The organism is Bradyrhizobium sp. 153 (genome assembly GCF_023073835.1).
Classification (GTDB): domain Bacteria; phylum Pseudomonadota; class Alphaproteobacteria; order Rhizobiales; family Xanthobacteraceae; genus Bradyrhizobium.
On sequence record NZ_JADPKH010000037.1, the window covers coordinates 70,674 to 90,522 of the forward strand.

Consider the following 19,849-nt stretch of genomic DNA (forward strand, 5'->3'; position numbering starts at 1 on the left):
CAGAAGAACGGCCAGCATGACTGAGAATGACAAGGCTTCAAGTCGGCCGACTGTCGCGGATCGCAGCGCACCTGCGGCGATTGCGGTCGATCATCTCGTCAAGGTCTACAAGCAGACCCGCGCCGTCGACGATATCTCCTTTTCGTTGCCGCGCGGCAGCATCACCGGGCTGCTTGGCGGCAACGGCGCCGGCAAGACCACGACCATTGCGATGATCATGGGCCTGGTGCTGCCGACCTCCGGCCGTGTGCAGGTGCTCGGGCGAAGGATGCCTGAGGAGAGCGCGTCCGTGCTGGGGCGGATGAATTTCGAGAGCCCCTATGTCGACATGCCGATGCGGCTCACGGTGCGACAGAACCTCACCATCTTCGGCAAGCTCTACGCGGTGAAGAACCTGTCCGAGCGCATCGCCGAGCTCGCCGATGATCTCGACCTCAGCGATTTCATCGATCGCGCCAACGGCAAGCTCTCCGCCGGGCAGAAGACCCGCGTCGCGCTCGCGAAAGCGCTGATCAACCAACCCGAGCTGCTCTTGCTGGACGAGCCGACCGCCTCGCTCGATCCTGACACCGCCGATTGGGTGCGGGCGCATCTGGAGCGCTATCGCAGGCAGCACCACGCCACCATCCTGTTGGCCTCGCACAACATGCTCGAGGTCGAGCGGCTCTGCGATCGCGTCATCATCATGAAGCGCGGCCGCATCGAGGACGACGACACGCCTGAGGCGATCATGGCCCGCTACAACCGCACCACGCTGGAGGAGGTGTTTTTGGACGTCGCACGCGGGCGGGTGAACGGTGCGAAGGAGGCGGCGAAGTGAGAGTGAGAAGGCAGCGGGTGCTCCTTTCGTCACTGCGAGCGAAGCGAAGCGATCCAGAATCTTTCTGCAGAAGGACTCTGGATTGCTTCGTCGCATCAGGGCAAAATTGCTACACAATTTTGTCGCGAGCTCCTCGCAATGACGTCTTGGATAGATCGTGCGCGGCATTTCCATCGCTATGCGGGAGGGCGCCATGAGCCAGCTCTCGCTCCGCCGCGGCATCTCCGCCCATCGCATCGGCGCGATGATCCTGCGCTATTGGTATCTGCTGATGTCGTCCTGGCCGCGGCTGCTCGAGCTCTTGTATTGGCCGGCGCTGCAAGTCATCACCTGGGGCTTCCTCCAGCTCTATATCGCCGAGAATGCCAATTTCTTCGCGCGCGCCGGCGGCACGCTGATCGGCGCCGTTATCCTCTGGGACATTCTGTTCCGTGGGCAACTCGGCTTCTCCATCTCGTTCCTCGAAGAGATGTGGGCACGCAACATCGGCAACCTCATGATGAGCCCCTTGAGGCCGATCGAATTTCTGCTGTCGCTGATGGTGATGAGCCTGATCCGGCTCGCGATCGGGATCATTCCGATGACGCTGCTCGCGCTGTTCCTGTTTCACTTCAATGTTTATGCCCTCGGCCTGCCACTGATCGCCTTCTTCTGCAATCTGATCTTCACGAGCTGGTCGGTCGGCATCTTCGTCTCGGGCCTGGTGCTGCGAAATGGCCTCGGCGCCGAGAGCATCGTCTGGACCTTGATGTTCGCAATCCTGCCGCTCGCCTGCGTCTACTATCCCGTCAGTGTGCTGCCTGCCTGGCTGCAATACGTCGCCTGGGCGTTGCCCCCGACCTATGCCTTCGAGGGAATGCGCGCGCTCCTGATCGAGCAAACCTTTAGGACCGATCTGATGCTGGAGGCGTTGGCCATCAACGCAGTGCTGCTGGTCGCATCTTTTGGGGCATTCCTTGCCCTATTGCGAAGCGCCAGGAAGCACGGTTCGCTGCTCTCGGCTGGCGAATAACGTCACTTTCCCGTGGATTCATGCTGGTTTTGGCGCTTCCGCTACGTAGATGTACGGAACCATGCATTGACGCAATATTGCGCATTCGGCAGTATGCTGCGATGCGAAGAGGGATATGAGCGATGCCTATTGGTGAGTTTGGCGGCGCGCCGCCCCTGGCGGCTGAAGGCAGTCCGGTCCTGACGACGCCGATGTACTGGATGTACGAGATGGCGCAAGCCTCTCTCAATCCGGCGCGCGCGGTCACCGATGCGACCAAGCTCCTGTTTCAGAATCCTCTCAATCCCTGGGCGCGTACCGAGGTCGGCAAGTCGGTCGCCGCGGCCTGCGAATTGTTCGAGCGCACCACGCGCCGCTACGGCAAGCCGGAATGGGGCCTCAACGACACCGAGGTCAATGGCATCCGCGTCCCCGTCGAGATCCGTTCGGTCTGGGAAAAGCCGTTCTGCAAGCTGCTCTATTTCGATCGCAAGTTCGCTCGCCCCTTGCGCAGTCCGCAGCCGCGCGTGCTGATCGTGGCACCGATGTCCGGCCATTATGCGACGCTGCTGCGCGGTACGGTCGAGGCCTTTCTGCCCGCGCATGAGGTCTACATCACCGATTGGGCCGATGCCCGCATGGTGCCGCTCAGCGAGGGCCGCTTCGATCTCGACGACTACATCGACTATGTCATCGAGATGCTGCACGTTCTCGGCGGCAACACCCACGTTATGGCGGTGTGCCAGCCCTCCGTCCCCGTCGTCGCCGCCGTCTCGATCATGGAAGCACGGCGTGATCCCTTTGTGCCGACCTCGATGACGCTGATGGGCGGGCCGATCGATACCCGCCGCAATCCGACCGCGGTGAACAACCTCGCCCAGGAGCGCGGCATCGACTGGTTCCGCAACCACGTCATCACCAAGGTGCCGTTCCCGCATCCGGGCATGATGCGCGATGTCTATCCGGGATTCTTGCAGCTCAACGGCTTCATCAGCATGAATCTCGACCGGCATATGGATGCCCACAAGCAGCTCTTCGCCAATCTGGTGAAAGGCGACGGCGATCTCGTCGACAAGCATCGCGAATTCTACGACGAATATCTCGCAGTCATGGATCTCTCCGCGGAGTATTATCTGCAAACCGTCGACACCGTGTTCGTGAAGCACGCACTGCCGAAGGGCGAGATGACCCATCGCGGAACACGCGTCGATCCTTCCAGGATCACGCGCGTGGCCTTGATGACGGTCGAAGGCGAGAAGGACGATATCTCCGGCCTCGGTCAGACCGAAGCAACGCACACTTTGTGCAGCGGGATTCCCGATCATCGCCGCGTTCATTACGTCCAGAAGGGCGTCGGGCATTACGGCGTGTTCAACGGCTCGCGTTTCAAGTCGGAAATCGTGCCGCGGATCCATGATTTCATGGTGTCGGCGGCGAATCCGACCTCGCTGCAGGCGCTCGCGGCCGAATAGTCGCGTATTTCGGCTTTCCCGTCGAAAATTCCTGCCCTGCCGGGGCCTTTTGGAGCGGGCGGTTCCGTCCAGATTCGCGGTATTAAGGTAACCTCAAAGGAGTGAGTCGCTACTCACCCCTTGGGGGTGCCGCATGCGTCCAGCGGGGAGGAAAATTGATGGTTCCAACCCCAGTCTGTAGGGTCTCCCGGACGCCTGACCGCTGTATATTGGGCAAATGATTTGTTTTTGCGCCGAGCGCTTCCCATGGCGGCGGTTATGGCAGAATCGGGGCGCCCTCCTGCCCCCCGGACTGACAGACATGGCCACTCGCGCGCTCCTTTATCGGCGGCCCCACGAACCAAAGACCCTCGTCATCACCCACGGCTCGCAATTTTTTGCGATCCGGCTGCGCCGCCACAGACGCGCGCGACGCTATACGCTCAGAATCCATCCGAGCGATCGCGAAGCCATCCTCACCATGCCGCCGCGCGGCACGCTCGCCGAAGCAAAAGACTTCGCGCAGCGTCACGGCGCTTGGATCGCCGCACGCCTCGGCCGGTTGCCGAAGGCGGCTCCGTTCCAGCCAGGCACGGTGATACCGTTGCGCGGCACGCCCCATCGCATCGTTCATCGCGCCGGCCAGCGCGGCACGGTGTGGACCGAGATGCGCGAGTCCGGCGAACGCATTCTCTGCGTCGCCGGTGGTCTCGAGCATGTCGACCGCCGCGTCAGCGACTTCCTCAAGCGTGAGGCGCGCCGCGATCTCCAGCGCTCAGCCGAGGCCTACGCGGCCGAGCTTGGCGTCAGGGTCAAGCGGCTCTCGATCCGCGACCAGTCCAGCCGCTGGGGCTCCTGCACCTCGGCGGGCTCGCTGTCGTTCTCCTGGCGGCTGATCCTCGCACCGCCCTTCGTGCTCGACTACCTCGCCGCCCACGAGGTCGCCCATCTCGTCGAGATGAACCACTCGGCGCGGTTCTGGCGCGTCTGCGGTAAGATCTGCCCGTCGATGGAACGCGCCAAGAAGTGGCTCGACACGTGCGGGAATGATCTGCACCGGTATGGGGTCGAGGATTAGGCCCTGCTTTTGCTGGAAGGTGTCATTGTCGGCCTTGTCGGCGCTTGCGCACTGGAGCGGGCGATCCGGTATTCGAGAGGCAGTGATTGTTTGGTCGAGAGGCTGCGGCGCGCTGGATTCACCGCCCAGCCATCATCGGCCTCCGTCGAACGCTGCTGTTTTGCCCCGACGTGTCAAATGGTCTTGCCGCCAGCGTCAGCTGTTTTGCGATCCGCGTAAGCCGTTGATTCCTCTATCACCGGCTACTGTGCATGGGGTTGTTTTCGCAGTTTTGTTTTGATGCGCTCAGGACCTCAACCCGAATCTACCTGGTCCCGCCGAACAGCCGGTCCATCAACCAGCCGTCGAGCCCTGCCGCCGCCTCGGGGCGTACATTGGCGCGCGTGGGAGGCGGCGGGCGATAGCCGCCATTGTTCGTCGGTGCAGGTCCGGCCGCTGTCGGCGGGGAGACTTGCGAGGCGGCCTGCGCAAGGTTCGAAAGGCCCCAGCCGCCTGGTGAGCTCGGCAAGGCGGCCACCGGCACACCCTCATGTGCCGTGCGCATGAAGCGCGTCCAGACTTCCACCGGCAGCCCGCCGCCGGTGGCCTTCTTGGTCGGCGAGTTGTCGTCATTGCCGAGCCAGACGCCGGTGACGAGGTTGGCGGTGTAGCCGATGAACCAGGCGTCGCGGTAATCCTGGCTGGTGCCAGTCTTGCCGGCCGCCGGCCAGCCCGGGATCTCGGCCTTCTTGGCGGTGCCGTTGATCAAGGTCTCCCGCATCATCGTGTTCATCATGCCGACATAGCGCGGGTCGATCACCTGGTTGCGCTCGTCCGGCTGGCGCATGTAGAGCAGCTTGCCGCCGAGCGTCTTGATCCGCGTCACGACATGCGGCGCCACCGCGAGGCCGCCATTGGCGAACGGCGCATAGGCGCCGACCAACTCGACGACAGAGACTTCCGATGTTCCGAGCGCGATCGAGGCGTTCGGCTCGAGCTTCGAGGAGATGCCGAGCCGGTGCGCCGTGCGCACCACGTTCTTCGGTCCGACCTCGAGGCCAAGGCGGATCGCGACCGTGTTGAGCGACATCGCCAGCGCCTGCGTCAGCGTCACCGCGCCGAAATATTCGTGGGTGTAGTTCTCAGGCCTCCAGCCCTTGACCTCGATCGGGGCGTCCTGGCGAACGGTATCCGGCGTCAGCCCCTGCTCGAGCGCCGTCAGGTACACGAACGGCTTGAACGAGGAGCCCGGCTGGCGCTTTGCGGTGACCGCGCGGTTGTACTGGCTCTCGGAATAGTTCCGTCCGCCGACCATGGCGCGTACCGCGCCGTCAGGCGTCATCGCCACCAGCGCACCCTGGCTGACGTTGAACTTCACGCTCTTGGCCGCGAGCTCGTCGATGATGGCGGCTTCCGCCACGCTCTGCAGCTTCGGATCGATCGTGGTTTCAACCTTGATGCTCTCGTCGATCTGGCCGACGAGATCGTCCAGCACCTCGCCGATCCAGTCGGCGACGTAATTGACCGTTCCGGCGCCGACCGGCTTCACGTTATAGGAGGGATGGCCGATCGAGGCCTTGGCTTGCGCGTCGGTGATGAATTTCGCATCCGCCATCGCCGCGAGAACGATTTGTGCGCGCGCTTCCGCGCCCTCGGGATTGCGATTCGGCGCAAGACGCGAGGGCGATTTGACGAGGCCCGCCAGCATCGCGGCTTCGGCGATCGTCACGTTCTTGGCCGACTTGCCGAAATAGCGCTGCGCCGCGGCCTCGACCCCATAAGCGCCGGAGCCGAAATAGACGCGGTTGAGGTAGAGCTCCAAAATCTCGTTCTTGGAATGCTTGCGCTCCAGCCAGATCGCGAGCTCCGCCTCCTGCAGCTTGCGCTGCATGGTTCGCTCCTGGGTCAGGAACAGGTTTTTGGCGAGCTGCTGCGTCAGCGTCGAGCCGCCCTGCGAGACGCCGCGATGGAGCACGTTGGTGACGAGGGCGCGCAGGATGCCGACCGGGTCGATGCCGAAATGGGAATAGAAGCGGCGGTCCTCGATGGCGATGAACGCCTTGGGCAGATAGGGCGGCAGGTCTTTCAGCGCGACGTTGGCGCCGGCCATCTCGCCGCGCTGCGCCAGCATGCTGCCGTCGATGCCGACGATCTGGATCGTCGGCGGGCGCTTAGGGATTTCCAGCGACTGGATCGGCGGCAGATGGGCGCCAACATAGATCACGACGCCGATCACGGCGATCACGCCCCACAAGCTCAGCACCGCGCTCCAATAGACCAGACGGCCGAGGCTGAAGCCTCCGCGCGACTTTGCCCGTCGCTTGGCGCTGCCGGGGCCGGCCGATACCTTGCGCTCGCGCGGCGGCTCGTCGCCGGCATCGTCGCTCTTGCGCTTGGCGGATGATTTCGCTGATTTCTTCGGCTTGTCGTCGCCACCGGGAATGCGGTCCGCCGCGGTCAGGCGCAGGTCGGCGAGCGCCGCAGGCAAGCCGAATAGCGGCTCCTTCCGCCCACCCTTCTTCTTTCCCCACGCCATACGCCAAACGCCCGGTCAGCCCACCCCGCCGCACGCTAGCGGTCGCTGTTTAAGGCCCGGTTACCCAGAACTTAACGCGCAATTAGGAGGTGCGGCATTCGCCGGCCGCAGTTCCGCTTCTGGAGCGCCAGAGCTAGGATCGCTCGCATCAAGAAAAAGGAAACTCGCATGGGCCATATCGATCCGACCAAGGAGATCTTCGCGCATTTCCGGGAGAACGACCGCCCGGGCCCGATCCACATGCTCAATCTGGTGCGGCTACGCAAAGAGGCAGCCTATCCGGACGGCCGCAAGGCGAGCGGCGCCGAAGCCTATGCGGCCTATGGCCGCGAGAGCGGCCCGGTGTTCGAACGCCTCGGCGGCCGCATCGTCTGGCAAGGCAAATTCGAGCTGATGCTGATCGGTCCCCAGGAGGAGCGCTGGGACCATTGCTTCATCGCCGAATATCCGAGCGTCTCAGCCTTCGTCGAGATGATCCGCGATCCCGTCTATCGCGAGGCCGTGAAGCATAGGCAGGCAGCGGTGGAGGATTCGCGCCTGATCCGACACGCGGTGTTGCCGGTGGGGAAGAATTTTGGGGAGATACCGGAGTAGGCCCCGTCATTCCGGGGCGATGCGAATGCATCGAATGATGGTGCGCACTTGCGCACCTGAGAATCTCGACATTCCGGGTCTGGCGCTTGCGCGCCATCCCGGAATGACCGTTTAGCCTAGCCCGACGGCCCCGTGTCCTCGATGACCGGCCCGAACAGCTCCCAGCGTTCGCCGTTGAATTTCATCATCTGCATCTGCTTGTTGACGCGGTAGTCGTTGGGACCGGTGGTGATCTTGATGCCGGGCAGCGCCAGGCTCGGCGTATAGCCCTTGATGTTGGCGACCTGCTTCATGACGTTCTCACGCGTCAGGTCGTCGCCGCATTGCTTCAGCACCTGGACCAGGAGCTCCGCCACCGAATAGGCATAGGTGTTCACGGTGTTGAGCTTGTCGCCTTCCGGGAAATACTTGTCCATGAAAGCGAAGAAGGCCTTCACACCCGGATCGTCCTTCCACTGGGGATCGCCGGGGTCCTTGCCGTAATTGGTCGAGATGATGCCCTTGGAAATATCGAGGCCGGCCGGCTTCAGCGTCGCCGACACCGGGCTCGCATTGATGTCGAGGATATGCACCGGAGACCAGCCGAGGTCGGCGAGCTTCTTGATCGCCTGCGCCGCGAATTTCGGCGTCGAGGCGTCATAGAACAGGTCGACGCCCATCGACTTCAGCTTGACCACCTGGGAGTCAACGGTCGGATCGGTGACCTCGTAGGAGACCTCGCCGACGATCATGCTGGCGGCCTTGTCACCCAGGCCGCTCTTGAGGCCCGCGAGATAGTCGCGGCCCATGTCGTCGTTCTGGTAGAGCACGCCGATCTTGGCGTTGGGGTGGTTGGCGAGAATGTACTTGGCGTAGATCCTTCCTTCGGACACGTAGTTCGGATTGTAGGCAATGGTCCAGGGAAAGTTCTGCGGATCGTTGAAGCGCGCGGCGCCGGTGGACGCCAGCAGTTGCGGCACCTTCTTGCCGTTGAGATATTTTTGCACGGCGGCATTGGCTGCGGTGCCGATCAGCTGGAAGGTGAACAGCACCTCGTCGCCTTCGACCAGCTTGCGCACCTGCTCGACCGTCTTCGGCGGCGAATAGGCATCGTCATACTGGATCAGATTGATCTTGCGGCCGTTGATGCCGCCCTGATCGTTGATCATCTTGAAATAGGCGGCCTGGGTCTTGCCGATATTGGCGTAGACCGAGTAGGCACCGGAGAACGGAACGGTCTGGCCGATCTTGATCTCGGTGTCGCTCGCGCCGGTGTCGTATTTCTTCTGGGCGAGGGCTTGGCTTGCGGAGAATGCGAAGGCGAGCGCCGCCGTGGCAGCTAGGAAGGCTCTGCGATTGTCCATGTTGGTTCGTTCCTCCTGACGGAATTTTCGATCGATGGTCTTTGTCCGTTGATGCAACGGTCGCCATCGCTGCCGAAGATTGTGGAGGAACGTTCGCCGCCGCGCAAGGATCACGGCGCTGCGCCGTAGCGTCTCACGCTAAAAACTAGGCCAGGAACAATGCCACTAGCGCAACCGCCGCCGGCCGCGATCACGCACGGCTTGGTCTGGAACGCTAAGGCGGGATTGCCGTGGACGAGAGCGCAGAGGTTGGCAATCAAAATCAGGTTGAGCCCCCCCAAGCGTCAGCTTTCGGGTGGACGTTAGTACGGCCGGCGTGGCAAGTCCGGCGGCGTGTTTCGATGCAATGGTGCCGCAATGCCCGCTGGACCAACCAAAACGCCTGAACGCTTTGGTCTCGATCGCCTGGTGACGCCGATCGGGATCGCCCTGCTCGTCACCGATGCCGATGGCGCCTTGCGCGCGCTCGACTGGGCGGATTACGAGCACCGCATGCGCGAGCTGTTGCGCCTGCATTATGGGGTGGTGGATCTGAGCAATCAGCCTGCGCCGACGCAGATGCGGGCTGCGCTGTCGGGCTATTTTGAAGGCGATCTTGGCCAGCTCTCGTGCATCGCATGGCGCACCGCCGGCACGTCGTTCCAGCAGAAGGTCTGGACCGCACTTGCGCGGATTCCCGCCGGGACCGCGATGAGCTACGGCGCACTCGCGGCAAAGATAGGCATGCCCAAAGCCATTCGCGCCGTTGGCCATGCCAACGGCTCCAATCCGATCAGTGTGGTGCTGCCGTGTCATCGCCTGATCGGCGCCGATGGGTCGCTGGTGAAATACGGCGGTGGGCTGGAGCGCAAGCGCTGGCTGCTGCGGCACGAGGGGGTGGAGCTTTAGGTCTCTTCTTTTCGTCATTCCGCGGCACCCCGGAACGACAGACGAGATCACGCCGCCGGCTGCACCGCCTTGTCGCCGGCCATCACATGGGTCAGCGCGCTCTTGATCGCGGCCTGGCGGGTCGGCGCGTTGATCTGTGCGCCCAGAAGGTCGGTGACGTAGAACACATCGCGCGCGCGCTCGCCGAACGTCGCGACATGGGCCGAGGCGATGTTGAGGTTGAGCTTCGAGATCGCGGTGGTCAGCTCGTAGAGCAGGCCGGGCCGGTCGAGGCCGGAGACCTCGATCACGGTGTAGCGGTCGGACCATTGGTTGTTGATGGTCACTTCCGGCTCGATCACGAACGGCTTCGCCTTGCTGCGCACGGTGCGCCGCGCCACCACTTCCGGCAGGCGCAGCTTGCCTTCCAGCACGTCCTCGATCATCTCGCCGATCCGGGTGGCGCGCCGTCCCTCGTCCTCGTCGCGGTCATACTCCCGCGAGATCGAGATCGTGTCGAGCGCACGGCCGTCGGTGGTGGTGTAGATCTGGGCGTCGACGATGTTGGCGCCGGCCGAGGCGCAGGCTCCGGCGATGATCGAGAGCAGCCAGGGATGGTCGGCGGCGAAAATCGTGAGTTCGGTGACGCCACGCATCTCGTCGAAGCCGACATTGATCGCGAGTTTGTGGCCGGCCTGCTCGCTGGAGCGGACGAAGCGGGCATGGCGGATTTTTCGCGGCAGCTCGACCTTGAGCCAATAGGCCGGATAGTGCCGGCCGATATAGGCATCGAGCTCGTCAGCCGGCCATTCGGCGAAGGCCATGCGGAATTCGGCGTGCGCAACGGCGAGGCGCTTTCCGCGGTCGACTTCCGAGAAGCCGCCGGTGAGCACCGGCTCGGTCTCGTAATAGAGCGAGCGCAGCAGCTGCGCCTTCCAGCCGTTCCACACGCCCGGGCCGACGCCGCGGATATCGGCGGTTGTCAGGATGGTCAACAGCTTCATCTGCTCAACCGACTGCACCACGGCGGCGAAATTCTCGATCGTCTTGCGGTCCGAGAGGTCGCGCGACTGCGCGACCGTGGACATCGTCAGATGCTCCTCGATCAGCCAGGCCACGAGCTCGGTATCGGCCGGGCTGAAGCCGAGCCGGGGGCACAGCCGCCGCGCCACCTTGGCGCCGGCAATGGAGTGATCCTCGAGGCGGCCCTTGGCGACGTCGTGCAGCAGCGTCGCGATGTAGATGACAGGCCGGTGCTCGGGCCTGATCTTGCGGAACAGGTCGCTGGCCAGCACGAACTCCTCGATGCCGCCGCGCTCGATGTCCTGAAGGAAGCCGATGCAGCGGATCAGGTGCTCGTCGACGGTGTAGTGATGATACATGTTGAACTGCATCATCGAGACGATCTTGCCGAAGGCGCGAATGAAGTGGCCGAGCACGCCGGTCTCGTTCATCCGCCGCAGCACGATCTCGGCATTGTCGGAGATGAGGATCTCCATGAACAGCCGGTTGGCCTCGGGATTCTCGCGCAGTTGCGCGTTGATCAGGCCCAGCGAGCGCGTCACACCGCGCATCGCATCCGGATGGAAGGCGAGGTTGTTCTTCTGCGCCAGGCGGAAAATGCGGATCAGATTGACCGGATCGTGCTTGAAGACGTCGGGCGCGGCGATGTTGATGCGATTGTTGTCGACGATGAAATCGTCGCTGTCAGGCACGCGCCGCTTCACGGTGCTGGGCCGCAGCCGCGCCATCATCCGGCTCAGCACCGGCGCGGGCTTGGCCTGCTGGTCCTCGAGCTTGGCGCAGAGAATGGCGGTGAGGTTGCCGACTTCCTTGGCGACCAGGAAGTAGTGTTTCATGAAGCGCTCGACGTCCTGCATGCCGGGATGCGAGGTGTAGCCGAGCCTGACCGCGATCTCGCGCTGGAGGTCGAAGGAGAGGCGCTCTTCGGCGCGATTGCAGTAGAAATGCAGATTGCAGCGCACCGACCAGAGGAAATCGGCGCAGCGGCGGAAGCTGCGATATTCCTGCGCGTCGAACACGCCGCGCTCGACCAGCTCGTCGGTGTCGCGGACGCGATAGACGTATTTTGCGATCCAGAACAGCGTGTGCAGGTCGCGCAGGGCGCCCTTACCGTCCTTGACATTCGGTTCGACAAGATAGCGCGACTGGCCGCCGCGGCGATGCCGCTCCTCGCGCTCGGCGAGTTTTGCGGTGACGAATTCGGACGCGGTGCCCTGCACCACCTCCTTGTCGAAGCGCTCGACCAATTCGTCATAGAGCGGCTTGTCGCCGGTCAGGAAGCGCGTCTCCAGGATCGCGGTGCGGATCGTCATGTCGCCGCGCGCCTGCCGGATCGACTCGTCGACCGAGCGCGTGGCGTGGCCGACCTTCAGTCCCATGTCCCAGAGGCAGTAGAGGATGGCTTCAGCGACCTGCTCGCCCCAGGCGGTCTGCTTGTAGGGCAGGATGAACAGCAGATCGATGTCGGATTCCGGCGCCATCAGCCCGCGGCCATAGCCGCCGGTCGCCACCACCGCCATGCGCTCGGCGCCGCTCGGGATTGGTGAGCGGTAGAGATGCCGGGTCGCGGCCGAATACAGGATGCGGATGATCTCGTCCTGGACGTGGCACAGTCGCTCGGCGCAGCGCCTTCCGTGGCGGTCCCTGAGCAGGATCGCCTGTGCGGCGGCGCGCGCCGCGATCAACTCGGCCTTGAGCAATTGCGCCATGGCGGTGCGGAACGCGTCCTCGCGGCCCTCGTGCTTTTCGGCGAGCGCATCGACCGCGGCGGTGATCCGCGCGCTGTCGAAGCGGTCATCCGTTTCGGGCTTCTGCTCAGTCGCGACGCTGTCCATGTCTCACCGGATATAAGAGGCGGCAGGCGCTGTCACCCGCGATTCTCTGGCAATAGTCGTTCCATGCTGGAAAGCTGCGGCTTTGGGTAAATCTGTTCTCGGGCTGCGCGCCTGCAAGGGACGGATTTTCTCGTTGACCTCTAGAAATAACTCCTTGAAAAACAATGAAATTTTGGAGGAGCTGGGCATGGCCAGGATTACACGACGCATTCTGTTGGCAGGAGCCGTAGCGCTCGCATTGACCCCTGCGGCACGAGCGGCGGATCCGCTCAAGGAGATCCGCATCGACTGGGCGACCTACAATCCGGTGTCGATGGTCCTGAAGCAGAAGGGACTGCTGGAGAAAGAGTTCGCCAAGGACGGGGTCACGATCACCTGGGTGCAGTCGGCCGGCTCGAACAAGGCGCTCGAATTCCTTAACGCCGGCTCGATCGATTTCGGCTCGACCGCGGGCTCCGCCGCGCTGGTCGCCCGCATCAACGGCAATCCGATCAAGTCGATCTATGTCTATTCGCGTCCCGAATGGACGGCGCTGGTGACATCAAAGGATTCCAAGATCGCTGGCGTTGCCGATCTCAAGGGCAAGCGCGTTGCGGTGACGCGCGGCACTGATCCGCACATCTTCCTGGTTCGCGCACTGCTTGGCGCGGGTCTCACGGAAAAGGACATCACGCCGGTGCTGCTCCAGCACGCCGACGGCAAGACCGCGCTGGTCCGCGGCGACGTCGATGCTTGGGCTGGCCTCGATCCGATGATGGCGCAGGCCGAGGTCGAAGAGGGCGCAAAGCTGTTTTACCGCAAGGCCGATGCCAATACCTGGGGCATCCTCAATGTGCGGGAGCAGTTCCTGAAGGATTATCCGGACACTGCTCGCCGCGTCCTCGCGGTTTACGAGGAAGCGCGGAAATACTCGCTGGCGAATTACGACGAGCTGAAGAAGACTTTCATCGCGGTCACAAAACTGCCCGAGGCGGTCGTGGACAAGCAGCTCAAGGAGCGCACCGAGCTCACCCACAGCCGCATCGGCGCGCCCCAGCGCGAATCGATCCTCGCCGCGGGTCTCGCGCTCCAGCAGGCAGGCGTCGTCGACGCCAAGGTCGACGTCAAGGCGACGCTGGATGCCCTGATCGACGACCAGGTTCCGCTGCCGACGAATTGAGGCTCCTTGCATTCCCCGACCAGACGCGCTTGCTATGGCCATGATCTCCGACGCGCCAGTCCTGCAACAATCCTCGGAGCCAGCCGAAACCGCGGCTGCGCCTTCGCGCATCGTCCGCTACGCGCGGCCGGTGCTGGGTGTGCTGCTGCCGCTGACGTTGGCGCTTGGCTGGGAGCTCGTGGTCTGGGTCGGCTGGTCCAACGGACGGCTGGTGCCCCCGCCCTCGCGCGTGTTTGCCAACATCACCGAGCTCGCCCGCTCCGGCGAGCTGGTGCGCCACATCACAGCGACGCTGTGGCGGGTCGCTCTCGGCTTCGCCTTCGGCGTGGTCGCGGGCACACTGTTAGGCGCCATCTCCGGCTATTGGTCGCTGGCGCGGCGGCTGCTCGATCCGACCGTGCAGGCGCTGCGCGCGATCCCTTCACTGGCCTGGGTGCCGCTGTTCATTCTCTGGCTCGGCATCTTCGAGACCTCGAAGATCGCGCTGATCGCGGTCGGCGTGTTCTTTCCGGTCTATCTCGGCGTGATGGGCGCGATCCTCGCGGTCGACCGCAAGATCGTCGAGGTCGGCCGCACCTTCCGCCTCTCAGGGCCCGCCATGATCCGGCGCATCCTGTTGCCCGCGGTGCTGCCGGCCTATGTCGTGTCATTGCGCGTTGGCCTCGGTCTGGGCTGGATGTTCGTGGTGGCGGCCGAGCTGATCGGCGCCTCCGAAGGCCTAGGCTACCTCCTGCTCGACGGCCAGCAGCTTGGCAAGCCCGCACAGATCCTCGCGGCCATCGTGATCTTCGCCATTCTCGGCAAGCTCACGGACTGGCTGATCGAAGTCGCGGCCGCGCCCTTCCTGCGCTGGCAGGATGCCTTCGGACGCGCGAAGGGAGCGTGACGCGATGCTGGCGCTCCACCGGGTCAGCAAGACCTATCCCAACGGCGTAGAGGCGCTGGCGCGCTTCTCCGCCGAGATCCACCAAGGCGAGATCGTCGCCATCATCGGCGGCTCCGGCTGCGGCAAATCAACATTGCTGCGCGCCATCGCCGGCCTCGATCGCGCCAGCTCCGGGACGGTGACGCTCGACGATGAGGCGATCGCCTCGCCGCATGCCAAGATCGGCATCATCTTCCAGGAGCCGCGGCTTTTGCCCTGGCTCAGCGTCGCTGACAATATCGGCTTCGGACTTGCCGATCTGCCCGCAGCCGAGCGGCGCGAGAAGGTGGCGCGCGCGCTCGAACGCGTCCGGCTCACCGAGAAGGCGCAGGCCTGGCCGCGCGAGCTCTCCGGCGGGCAGGCGCAGCGCGTCGCGATCGCACGCGCACTGGTGCCGCAGCCGGAGGTGCTGCTGCTCGATGAGCCGTTCTCGGCGCTTGACGCCTTCACCCGTCGCGACCTTCAGGATCATCTGCTCGACCTCTGGGCCGATACGCGGCCGACCTTGATGCTCGTCACACATGACGTCGACGAAGCTGTCGTGCTGGCCGATCGCGTGCTGGTGATGCGGCCGCGGCCCGGCCGATTGTTCGATCGGATCGAGATCAATCTGGGTCGGCCGCGCGACCGCAATTCGCCGCTGTTCGAGAACTTCAAGCGAAGTGTGCTGACGTCACTCGACCGTTCACTCGACCGCAGCGTGCCCGACCGTGACGCAACCCAGGGTCCCGGTCAGGCCATGTGGTGGTGACAATTCGTCTCCAAGCCGGTACATCGAGGGGCAATCTTCCGGGAGAGAACGAACATGGACGCTGCCCAATTGCGCCGGATGCAGGCCCCGATCAAGGAGCGCTACAAGACTGATCCGAAGGCCGCGCTGATCACGCTGAAGGCGAAGGGTTCGACCGACAGCGAAGGCATCGCCTGCAAGGTCGAGACCGGACGCGCCATTGCGATGGCCGGCCTGCATCCGGCCACCGGCGGCTCCGGCCTCGAGCTGTGCTCCGGCGACATGTTGCTGGAAGCGCTGGTCGCCTGCGCCGGCGTCACGCTGAAATCGGTTGCGACCGCGATCGAGGTGCCCTTGAAGACCGGCAACGTCTATGCCGAGGGTGATCTCGATTTCCGCGGCACGCTCGGCGTCGATAAGGAGACCCCGGTCGGCTTCGCCGAGATCCGGCTGCGCTTCGAGGTCGACACCGACGCGCCGCAGGATAAGCTCGATCTGTTGCTGAAGCTCACCGAGCGCTATTGCGTGGTCTATCAGACCATCAAGAACGGCCCGAAGGTGTCGGTGTCGATGCAGCGGATGTAGCTGCCCATTTCCATTGGGAGAGGTTGCGCCGACGGCGCGGGTGAGGGGCGTTCTCTCGTGGGGACCTGAAGCCGTCACCCGATGTGCTGTGCAAATCGACCTCTCCCTCCGGGAGAGGTGAACGAACCCGCGGATAATTCGCCTCAACAAAAATCATCCCGCGCTAGATGTCCCCCGATCTCCACCTCATCCTTTTCCTTCTCCTGCGCATGGCGATCGCGGCGGCGTTCGTCGTGACGGCGTCGATCATCACCGAACGTTCCGGCCCAGTGATCGGTGCGCTGGTGGCGACGCTACCGATCTCAGCGGGTCCTTCCTATGTCTTTCTCGCGCTCGACCATGACGCCGCCTTCATCGCGCAAGGGGCGCTGTCGAGCCTTCCCGTCAACGCGGCGACGATCGTGCTTGGCCTCTGCTATGTCGTGCTGGCGCAGCGGCACAATCTGCTGGTGAGTGCCGGCAGCGCGATCGCCGTGTGGATCGTGCTGGCCTCCATCATCCGCCTGTTCGACTGGACCTTGACGGCCGGACTCGCCGTGAACCTGATTGCCTTCGGAATCTGCATTCCGCTGCTCGCTAAGTACCGCCATGTGAAGATGCCGTTAGTGACGCGTCGCTGGTACGACATTCCGTTCCGCGCCGCTTTGGTGGCGACGCTCGTCGCCATCGTGGTTTCCACCTCGGGCTGGGTCGGCCCGCGCGTCTCCGGCGTCATCGCGCTCTACCCGATCGTCTTCACCAGCATGATGGTGATCCTGCATCCGCGCATCGGTGGCCCGCCGACCGCCGCGGTGCTTGCCAATTCTGCCTGGGGCTTGCTCGGCTTCGGTATGGCGATTGCCGTGATGCATGTCGGCGCCGCAAACTTCGGCTCCGCGATAGGCCTCAGCATGGGGCTCGCCACCTGCATCGTGTGGAACCTGACGCTGTGGTGGAATGGACGAAGGAAGCGGCTGGCGCACTAACCTTCGTCGTTGCAAGGATCGAGGCGACGAAGCATCCAGACGATCGCGGGGAGAGAGAATGGATTGCTTCGCTCCGCTCGCAATGACGATTGCGGTCGCGGCGTGCTTATTGCTTCGGCAGCTTGGCCTTCAACGCATACAGCGCATCCAGCGCCTCGCGCGGCGACATCTCGTCGGGATGTAACGCCTTCACCGCTTCCATGAGAAGCTCCGCTTCGCTCGGCGGCGCGGCCTCCGCCGCGGCGCGCGAGGGCACGGCGAACAGCGGCAGATCGTCGGCGAGGGCGCGGGCGGTCTGGCCGCGGTCCTGGGCCTCCAGCTTGGCCAGCACCGATTTGGCTCGCGTGATCACGGCCGGTGGCAGGCCGGCGAGCTTGGCCACCTGAATGCCGTAGGAGCGATCGGCCGAGCCCGGCAGCACCTCGTGCAGGAACACGACATTGCCCTGCCATTCCTTCACGCGCACGGTGGCGTTGAACATGCGCGGCAGTTTTGCCGAGAGCGCCGTCAGCTCGTGATAATGCGTGGCGAACAGCGTGCGGCAGCGATTGCTCTCGTGCAGATGCTCGATCGCGGCCCAGGCGATCGAGAGGCCGTCGAAGGTCGCGGTGCCGCGGCCAATCTCGTCGAGGATCACGAGTGCGCGCTCGCCGGCCTGATTCAGGATCGCCGCGGTCTCGACCATCTCCACCATGAAGGTGGAGCGGCCGCGGGCGAGATCGTCGGCCGCGCCGACCCGCGAGAACAGGCGATCGACGATGCCGATCCTCGCCCGCGCGGCCGGCACAAAACTGCCGATCTGCGCCATCAGGGCGATCAGTGCGTTCTGGCGCAGGAATGTGGATTTACCTGCCATATTCGGACCGGTGAGCAGCCAGAGCTGGCCTGACTTCTGTCCGGGTGCCGGCGAGAGGTCGCAGGCATTGGCGATGAACGGCTCGCCATTGCGCTTGAGCGCCTGCTCCACCACGGGATGGCGGCCGGCTTCGATCGCAAAGCCGAGCGAGGTGTCGACCTCGGGCCGCACGTAATTCTCGTCGACCGCCAGCTTGGCCAGCGACGTCGCGACATCGAGCAGCGCAAAGCCGTGCGCGGCGGCGCGCAAGTCTTCGCTGATCTCGAGCGCCTTGGCGCAGAGCCGCTCGAAGATCTCGAGCTCGAGCCCGAGCGCGCGGTCGCCGGCATTGGCGATCTTGGCCTCCATCTCGCCCAGCTCCGAGGTCGTGAAGCGCACCTGGCCCGCCAGCGTCTGGCGATGAATGAAGGTCGCATTCAGCGGCGGCGACATCAGCTTGTCGCCGTGCTGCGCGGTCACCTCGACGAAATAGCCGAGCACATTGTTGTGCCGGATCTTCAGGGCCTTCACGCCGGTTTGGTCGGCGTAGCGGGCTTGCATCGAGGCCACCACCAGGCGCGAAGCATCGCGCAGGTTGCGGGCTTCGTCGAGCGCAGGCTCGTAAGCCTGGCGCACGAAGCCGCCGTCGCGCTTGATCAATGGCAGTTGCTCATCGAGCGCGCCGGCAAACTCGGTCGCCAGCGCGCGAGATGGCTTTTGCAGCGCCGCCATCACCGCCACGATCTCCTGCGGCGGCTGGTCGAGCTCGGACAGCCGCGTCAGCACCTGGTCGGCGGCGATGATGCCGTCGCGGATGCCGGCGAGGTCGCGCGGTCCGCCGCGGCCGACCGAGAGACGGGCCAGCGCCCGTGACATGTCGGGCGCGCCGCGCAAAATGCTGCGGATGTCTTCGCGCGCGGCGGAATCGGTAACGAAGGTTCCGACAGCATCGAGCCGCCGCGCGATCGCCAGCGCATCGGTCAGTGGCGCCGCCAGTCGCTGCGCCAGCAGCCGCGAACCGGCCGAGGTCACCGTGCAGTCGATCGCGTCGAGCAGCGAGCCGCGGCGTTCGCCGGCGAGCGTGCGCGTCAATTCGAGATTGGCGCGGGTGGCCGGATCGATCGCCATGGTTGCGCCCGAGGCTTCGCGCGCCGGCGGCGGCAGCGGCGGATGCTTGCCGACCTGGGTGCGGTCGACGTAGGTGACGGCGGCGGCCGCAGCGGTGGCTTCCAGACGCGTGAGCTGCGCCAGCCCATCCATTGTGGCGACAGCGAAATAGTCGCACAGCCGCTTCTCGGCGGTGGCGCCGTCGAACACGTCGCGGGTCAGCGGCGTTACCGCCGGCAGCTCGCGCAACATCTGTCCGAGCTCGCTGTCGTTATAGAGCGCGTCGGTGACGATCGCCTCGTTCGGATTGATGCGCGCCAGCGTGGCGGCGAGCTCGCCGCCGCCGCACTCCGTCACCATGAATTCGGCGGTCGAGATGTCGATCCAGGCAAGGCCGAAGCGGTCGCCACCGGCGGAGGAGCGGGCGCGCGCGATCGCCAGCAGGTAGTTGTTCGCACGCGCGTCCAACAGCGTGTCCTCGGTCAGCGTGCCCGGCGTGACCAGCCGCACCACGCCGCGGCGCACCACGCTCTTGTTCCCGCGCGCCTTGGCCGCAGCGGGATCCTCGGTCTGCTCGCAGACAGCGACCCGGTGGCCGGCTGATATCAGGCGGTGCAGATAATCCTCGGAGCGTTCGACCGGCACGCCGCACATCGGGATATCCGCGCCCTGATGCTTGCCGCGCTTGGTCAAGACGATGCCGAGCGTCTTCGAGGCAATTTCGGCGTCCTCGAAGAACAATTCGTAGAAATCGCCCATCCGGTAGAACAGCAGCAAGCCCTGATGCGCCGCCTTGATCTCGAGGTACTGTTCCATCATGGGCGTGACACGCGCGGCAGCTTCCGCCTGCGGCGCGGGCGTGTCGTCGGGAGGCGGTACAGGTATTGGCTGTTGCATTGTCATGGGCGGTGCAACCTACAAAATTTCGCTCCCCGGTCCTATCGCTTTGGCCGGGCAGGTGAGGTTTTCCACGTTGTCCGCACCGCGGCATGCGTTGCGGGCGGCTGGCCCCCTGCGAGTCGCACG

15 protein-coding genes are annotated in these 19,849 nt (G+C 64.3%); 11 read left to right on the plus strand and 4 right to left on the minus strand.

Translation table 11 applies throughout. From position 1 onward, the window contains the following. The first annotated feature begins 16 nt into the window (after positions 1-16). The 4 genes from IVA91_RS10145 to IVA91_RS10160 all read left to right on the plus strand — a co-directional run bounded on the left by IVA91_RS10145 (position 17) and on the right by IVA91_RS10160 (position 4,340). Positions 17-820, plus strand: a complete 804-nt coding sequence (locus IVA91_RS10145; protein WP_247281988.1) for an ABC transporter ATP-binding protein — start codon at positions 17-19, stop codon at positions 818-820. A gap of 193 nt (positions 821-1,013) precedes the next feature. Continuing rightward, positions 1,014-1,832, plus strand: coding sequence for an ABC transporter permease (locus IVA91_RS10150; RefSeq protein ID WP_247281987.1), 819 nt, complete (start codon positions 1,014-1,016; stop codon positions 1,830-1,832). A gap of 122 nt (positions 1,833-1,954) precedes the next feature. Next, positions 1,955-3,283, plus strand: coding sequence for a polyhydroxyalkanoate depolymerase (phaZ, locus tag IVA91_RS10155; protein ID WP_247281986.1), 1,329 nt, complete (start codon positions 1,955-1,957; stop codon positions 3,281-3,283). A gap of 217 nt (positions 3,284-3,500) precedes the next feature. Further along, a complete protein-coding gene (locus IVA91_RS10160; RefSeq protein WP_247281985.1) occupies positions 3,501-4,340 on the plus strand; it encodes a SprT family zinc-dependent metalloprotease in 840 nt (279 codons plus the stop codon). Positions 4,341-4,644: 304 nt separating this feature from the next. Here the strand turns inward: IVA91_RS10160 and IVA91_RS10165 are convergent, their stop codons facing one another. After that, positions 4,645-6,855 carry a penicillin-binding protein 1A gene (locus IVA91_RS10165; RefSeq protein ID WP_247281984.1) on the minus strand — a complete coding sequence of 737 codons (2,211 nt, stop codon included), beginning with the start codon at positions 6,853-6,855 and terminating at the stop codon, positions 4,645-4,647. A 168-nt stretch (positions 6,856-7,023) separates the two neighbouring features. Here IVA91_RS10165 and IVA91_RS10170 point away from each other — a divergent pair, with 168 nt between their 5' ends. Continuing rightward, positions 7,024-7,449 carry a DUF1330 domain-containing protein gene (locus IVA91_RS10170; protein WP_247281983.1) on the plus strand — a complete coding sequence of 142 codons (426 nt, stop codon included), beginning with the start codon at positions 7,024-7,026 and terminating at the stop codon, positions 7,447-7,449. A 116-nt stretch (positions 7,450-7,565) separates the two neighbouring features. On the opposite strand, the gene IVA91_RS10175 is transcribed toward IVA91_RS10170, so the two are convergent. Next, entirely contained in the window at positions 7,566-8,792 is a 1,227-nt protein-coding gene (locus tag IVA91_RS10175) for an ABC transporter substrate-binding protein (protein WP_247281982.1), read from the minus strand. A gap of 357 nt (positions 8,793-9,149) precedes the next feature. On the opposite strand from IVA91_RS10175, the gene IVA91_RS10180 reads away from it, so the two are divergent. Beyond that, positions 9,150-9,680 (plus strand): methylated-DNA--[protein]-cysteine S-methyltransferase, encoded by a 531-nt coding sequence (locus IVA91_RS10180; protein WP_247281981.1) that lies wholly within the window; start codon positions 9,150-9,152, stop codon positions 9,678-9,680. Positions 9,681-9,727: 47 nt separating this feature from the next. On the opposite strand, the gene IVA91_RS10185 is transcribed toward IVA91_RS10180, so the two are convergent. After that, positions 9,728-12,517 (minus strand): [protein-PII] uridylyltransferase, encoded by a 2,790-nt coding sequence (locus tag IVA91_RS10185; RefSeq protein ID WP_247281980.1) that lies wholly within the window; start codon positions 12,515-12,517, stop codon positions 9,728-9,730. 187 nt (positions 12,518-12,704) lie between these two features. Here IVA91_RS10185 and IVA91_RS10190 point away from each other — a divergent pair, with 187 nt between their 5' ends. From IVA91_RS10190 to IVA91_RS10210, 5 genes are all read left to right on the plus strand, one after another. After that, positions 12,705-13,676, plus strand: coding sequence for an aliphatic sulfonate ABC transporter substrate-binding protein (locus IVA91_RS10190; RefSeq protein ID WP_247281979.1), 972 nt, complete (start codon positions 12,705-12,707; stop codon positions 13,674-13,676). Between the two features lie 40 nt (positions 13,677-13,716). Continuing rightward, positions 13,717-14,562, plus strand: a complete 846-nt coding sequence (locus tag IVA91_RS10195; RefSeq protein ID WP_247282056.1) for an ABC transporter permease — start codon at positions 13,717-13,719, stop codon at positions 14,560-14,562. A 4-nt stretch (positions 14,563-14,566) separates the two neighbouring features. Then, positions 14,567-15,352, plus strand: coding sequence for an ABC transporter ATP-binding protein (locus IVA91_RS10200; protein ID WP_247281978.1), 786 nt, complete (start codon positions 14,567-14,569; stop codon positions 15,350-15,352). A 54-nt stretch (positions 15,353-15,406) separates the two neighbouring features. Then, positions 15,407-15,916, plus strand: coding sequence for an OsmC family protein (locus tag IVA91_RS10205; protein ID WP_247281977.1), 510 nt, complete (start codon positions 15,407-15,409; stop codon positions 15,914-15,916). 167 nt (positions 15,917-16,083) lie between these two features. Continuing rightward, positions 16,084-16,881, plus strand: a complete 798-nt coding sequence (locus IVA91_RS10210; RefSeq protein ID WP_247281976.1) for a hypothetical protein — start codon at positions 16,084-16,086, stop codon at positions 16,879-16,881. Positions 16,882-16,987: 106 nt separating this feature from the next. Here the strand turns inward: IVA91_RS10210 and mutS are convergent, their stop codons facing one another. Beyond that, the gene (gene mutS / locus IVA91_RS10215) at positions 16,988-19,726 is read right to left on the minus strand and encodes a DNA mismatch repair protein MutS (protein WP_247281975.1); all 2,739 of its coding nucleotides are present in this window, start codon (positions 19,724-19,726) and stop codon (positions 16,988-16,990) included. Between the last annotated feature and the right edge of the window lie 123 nt (positions 19,727-19,849).

Excerpts from the sequence above, each read along its gene's own strand:
- IVA91_RS10180 (WP_247281981.1), top strand. The coding sequence starts at position 9,150 with ATGCCCGCTGGACCAACCAAAACGCCTGAACGCTTTGGTCTCGATCGC.
- IVA91_RS10150 (WP_247281987.1), top strand. The coding sequence starts at position 1,014 with ATGAGCCAGCTCTCGCTCCGCCGCGGCATCTCCGCCCATCGCATCGGC.
- IVA91_RS10160 (WP_247281985.1), top strand. The coding sequence starts at position 3,501 with ATGATTTGTTTTTGCGCCGAGCGCTTCCCATGGCGGCGGTTATGGCAG.
- IVA91_RS10175 (WP_247281982.1), bottom strand. The coding sequence starts at position 8,792 with ATGGACAATCGCAGAGCCTTCCTAGCTGCCACGGCGGCGCTCGCCTTC.
- phaZ (WP_247281986.1), top strand. The coding sequence starts at position 1,955 with ATGCCTATTGGTGAGTTTGGCGGCGCGCCGCCCCTGGCGGCTGAAGGC.
- mutS (WP_247281975.1), bottom strand. The coding sequence starts at position 19,726 with ATGACAATGCAACAGCCAATACCTGTACCGCCTCCCGACGACACGCCC.
- IVA91_RS10205 (WP_247281977.1), top strand. The coding sequence starts at position 15,407 with ATGGACGCTGCCCAATTGCGCCGGATGCAGGCCCCGATCAAGGAGCGC.
- IVA91_RS10170 (WP_247281983.1), top strand. The coding sequence starts at position 7,024 with ATGGGCCATATCGATCCGACCAAGGAGATCTTCGCGCATTTCCGGGAG.
- IVA91_RS10145 (WP_247281988.1), top strand. The coding sequence starts at position 17 with ATGACTGAGAATGACAAGGCTTCAAGTCGGCCGACTGTCGCGGATCGC.
- IVA91_RS10210 (WP_247281976.1), top strand. The coding sequence starts at position 16,084 with ATGTCCCCCGATCTCCACCTCATCCTTTTCCTTCTCCTGCGCATGGCG.
- IVA91_RS10200 (WP_247281978.1), top strand. The coding sequence starts at position 14,567 with ATGCTGGCGCTCCACCGGGTCAGCAAGACCTATCCCAACGGCGTAGAG.
- IVA91_RS10190 (WP_247281979.1), top strand. The coding sequence starts at position 12,705 with ATGGCCAGGATTACACGACGCATTCTGTTGGCAGGAGCCGTAGCGCTC.
- IVA91_RS10195 (WP_247282056.1), top strand. The coding sequence starts at position 13,717 with ATGATCTCCGACGCGCCAGTCCTGCAACAATCCTCGGAGCCAGCCGAA.
- IVA91_RS10165 (WP_247281984.1), bottom strand. The coding sequence starts at position 6,855 with ATGGCGTGGGGAAAGAAGAAGGGTGGGCGGAAGGAGCCGCTATTCGGC.
- IVA91_RS10185 (WP_247281980.1), bottom strand. The coding sequence starts at position 12,517 with ATGGACAGCGTCGCGACTGAGCAGAAGCCCGAAACGGATGACCGCTTC.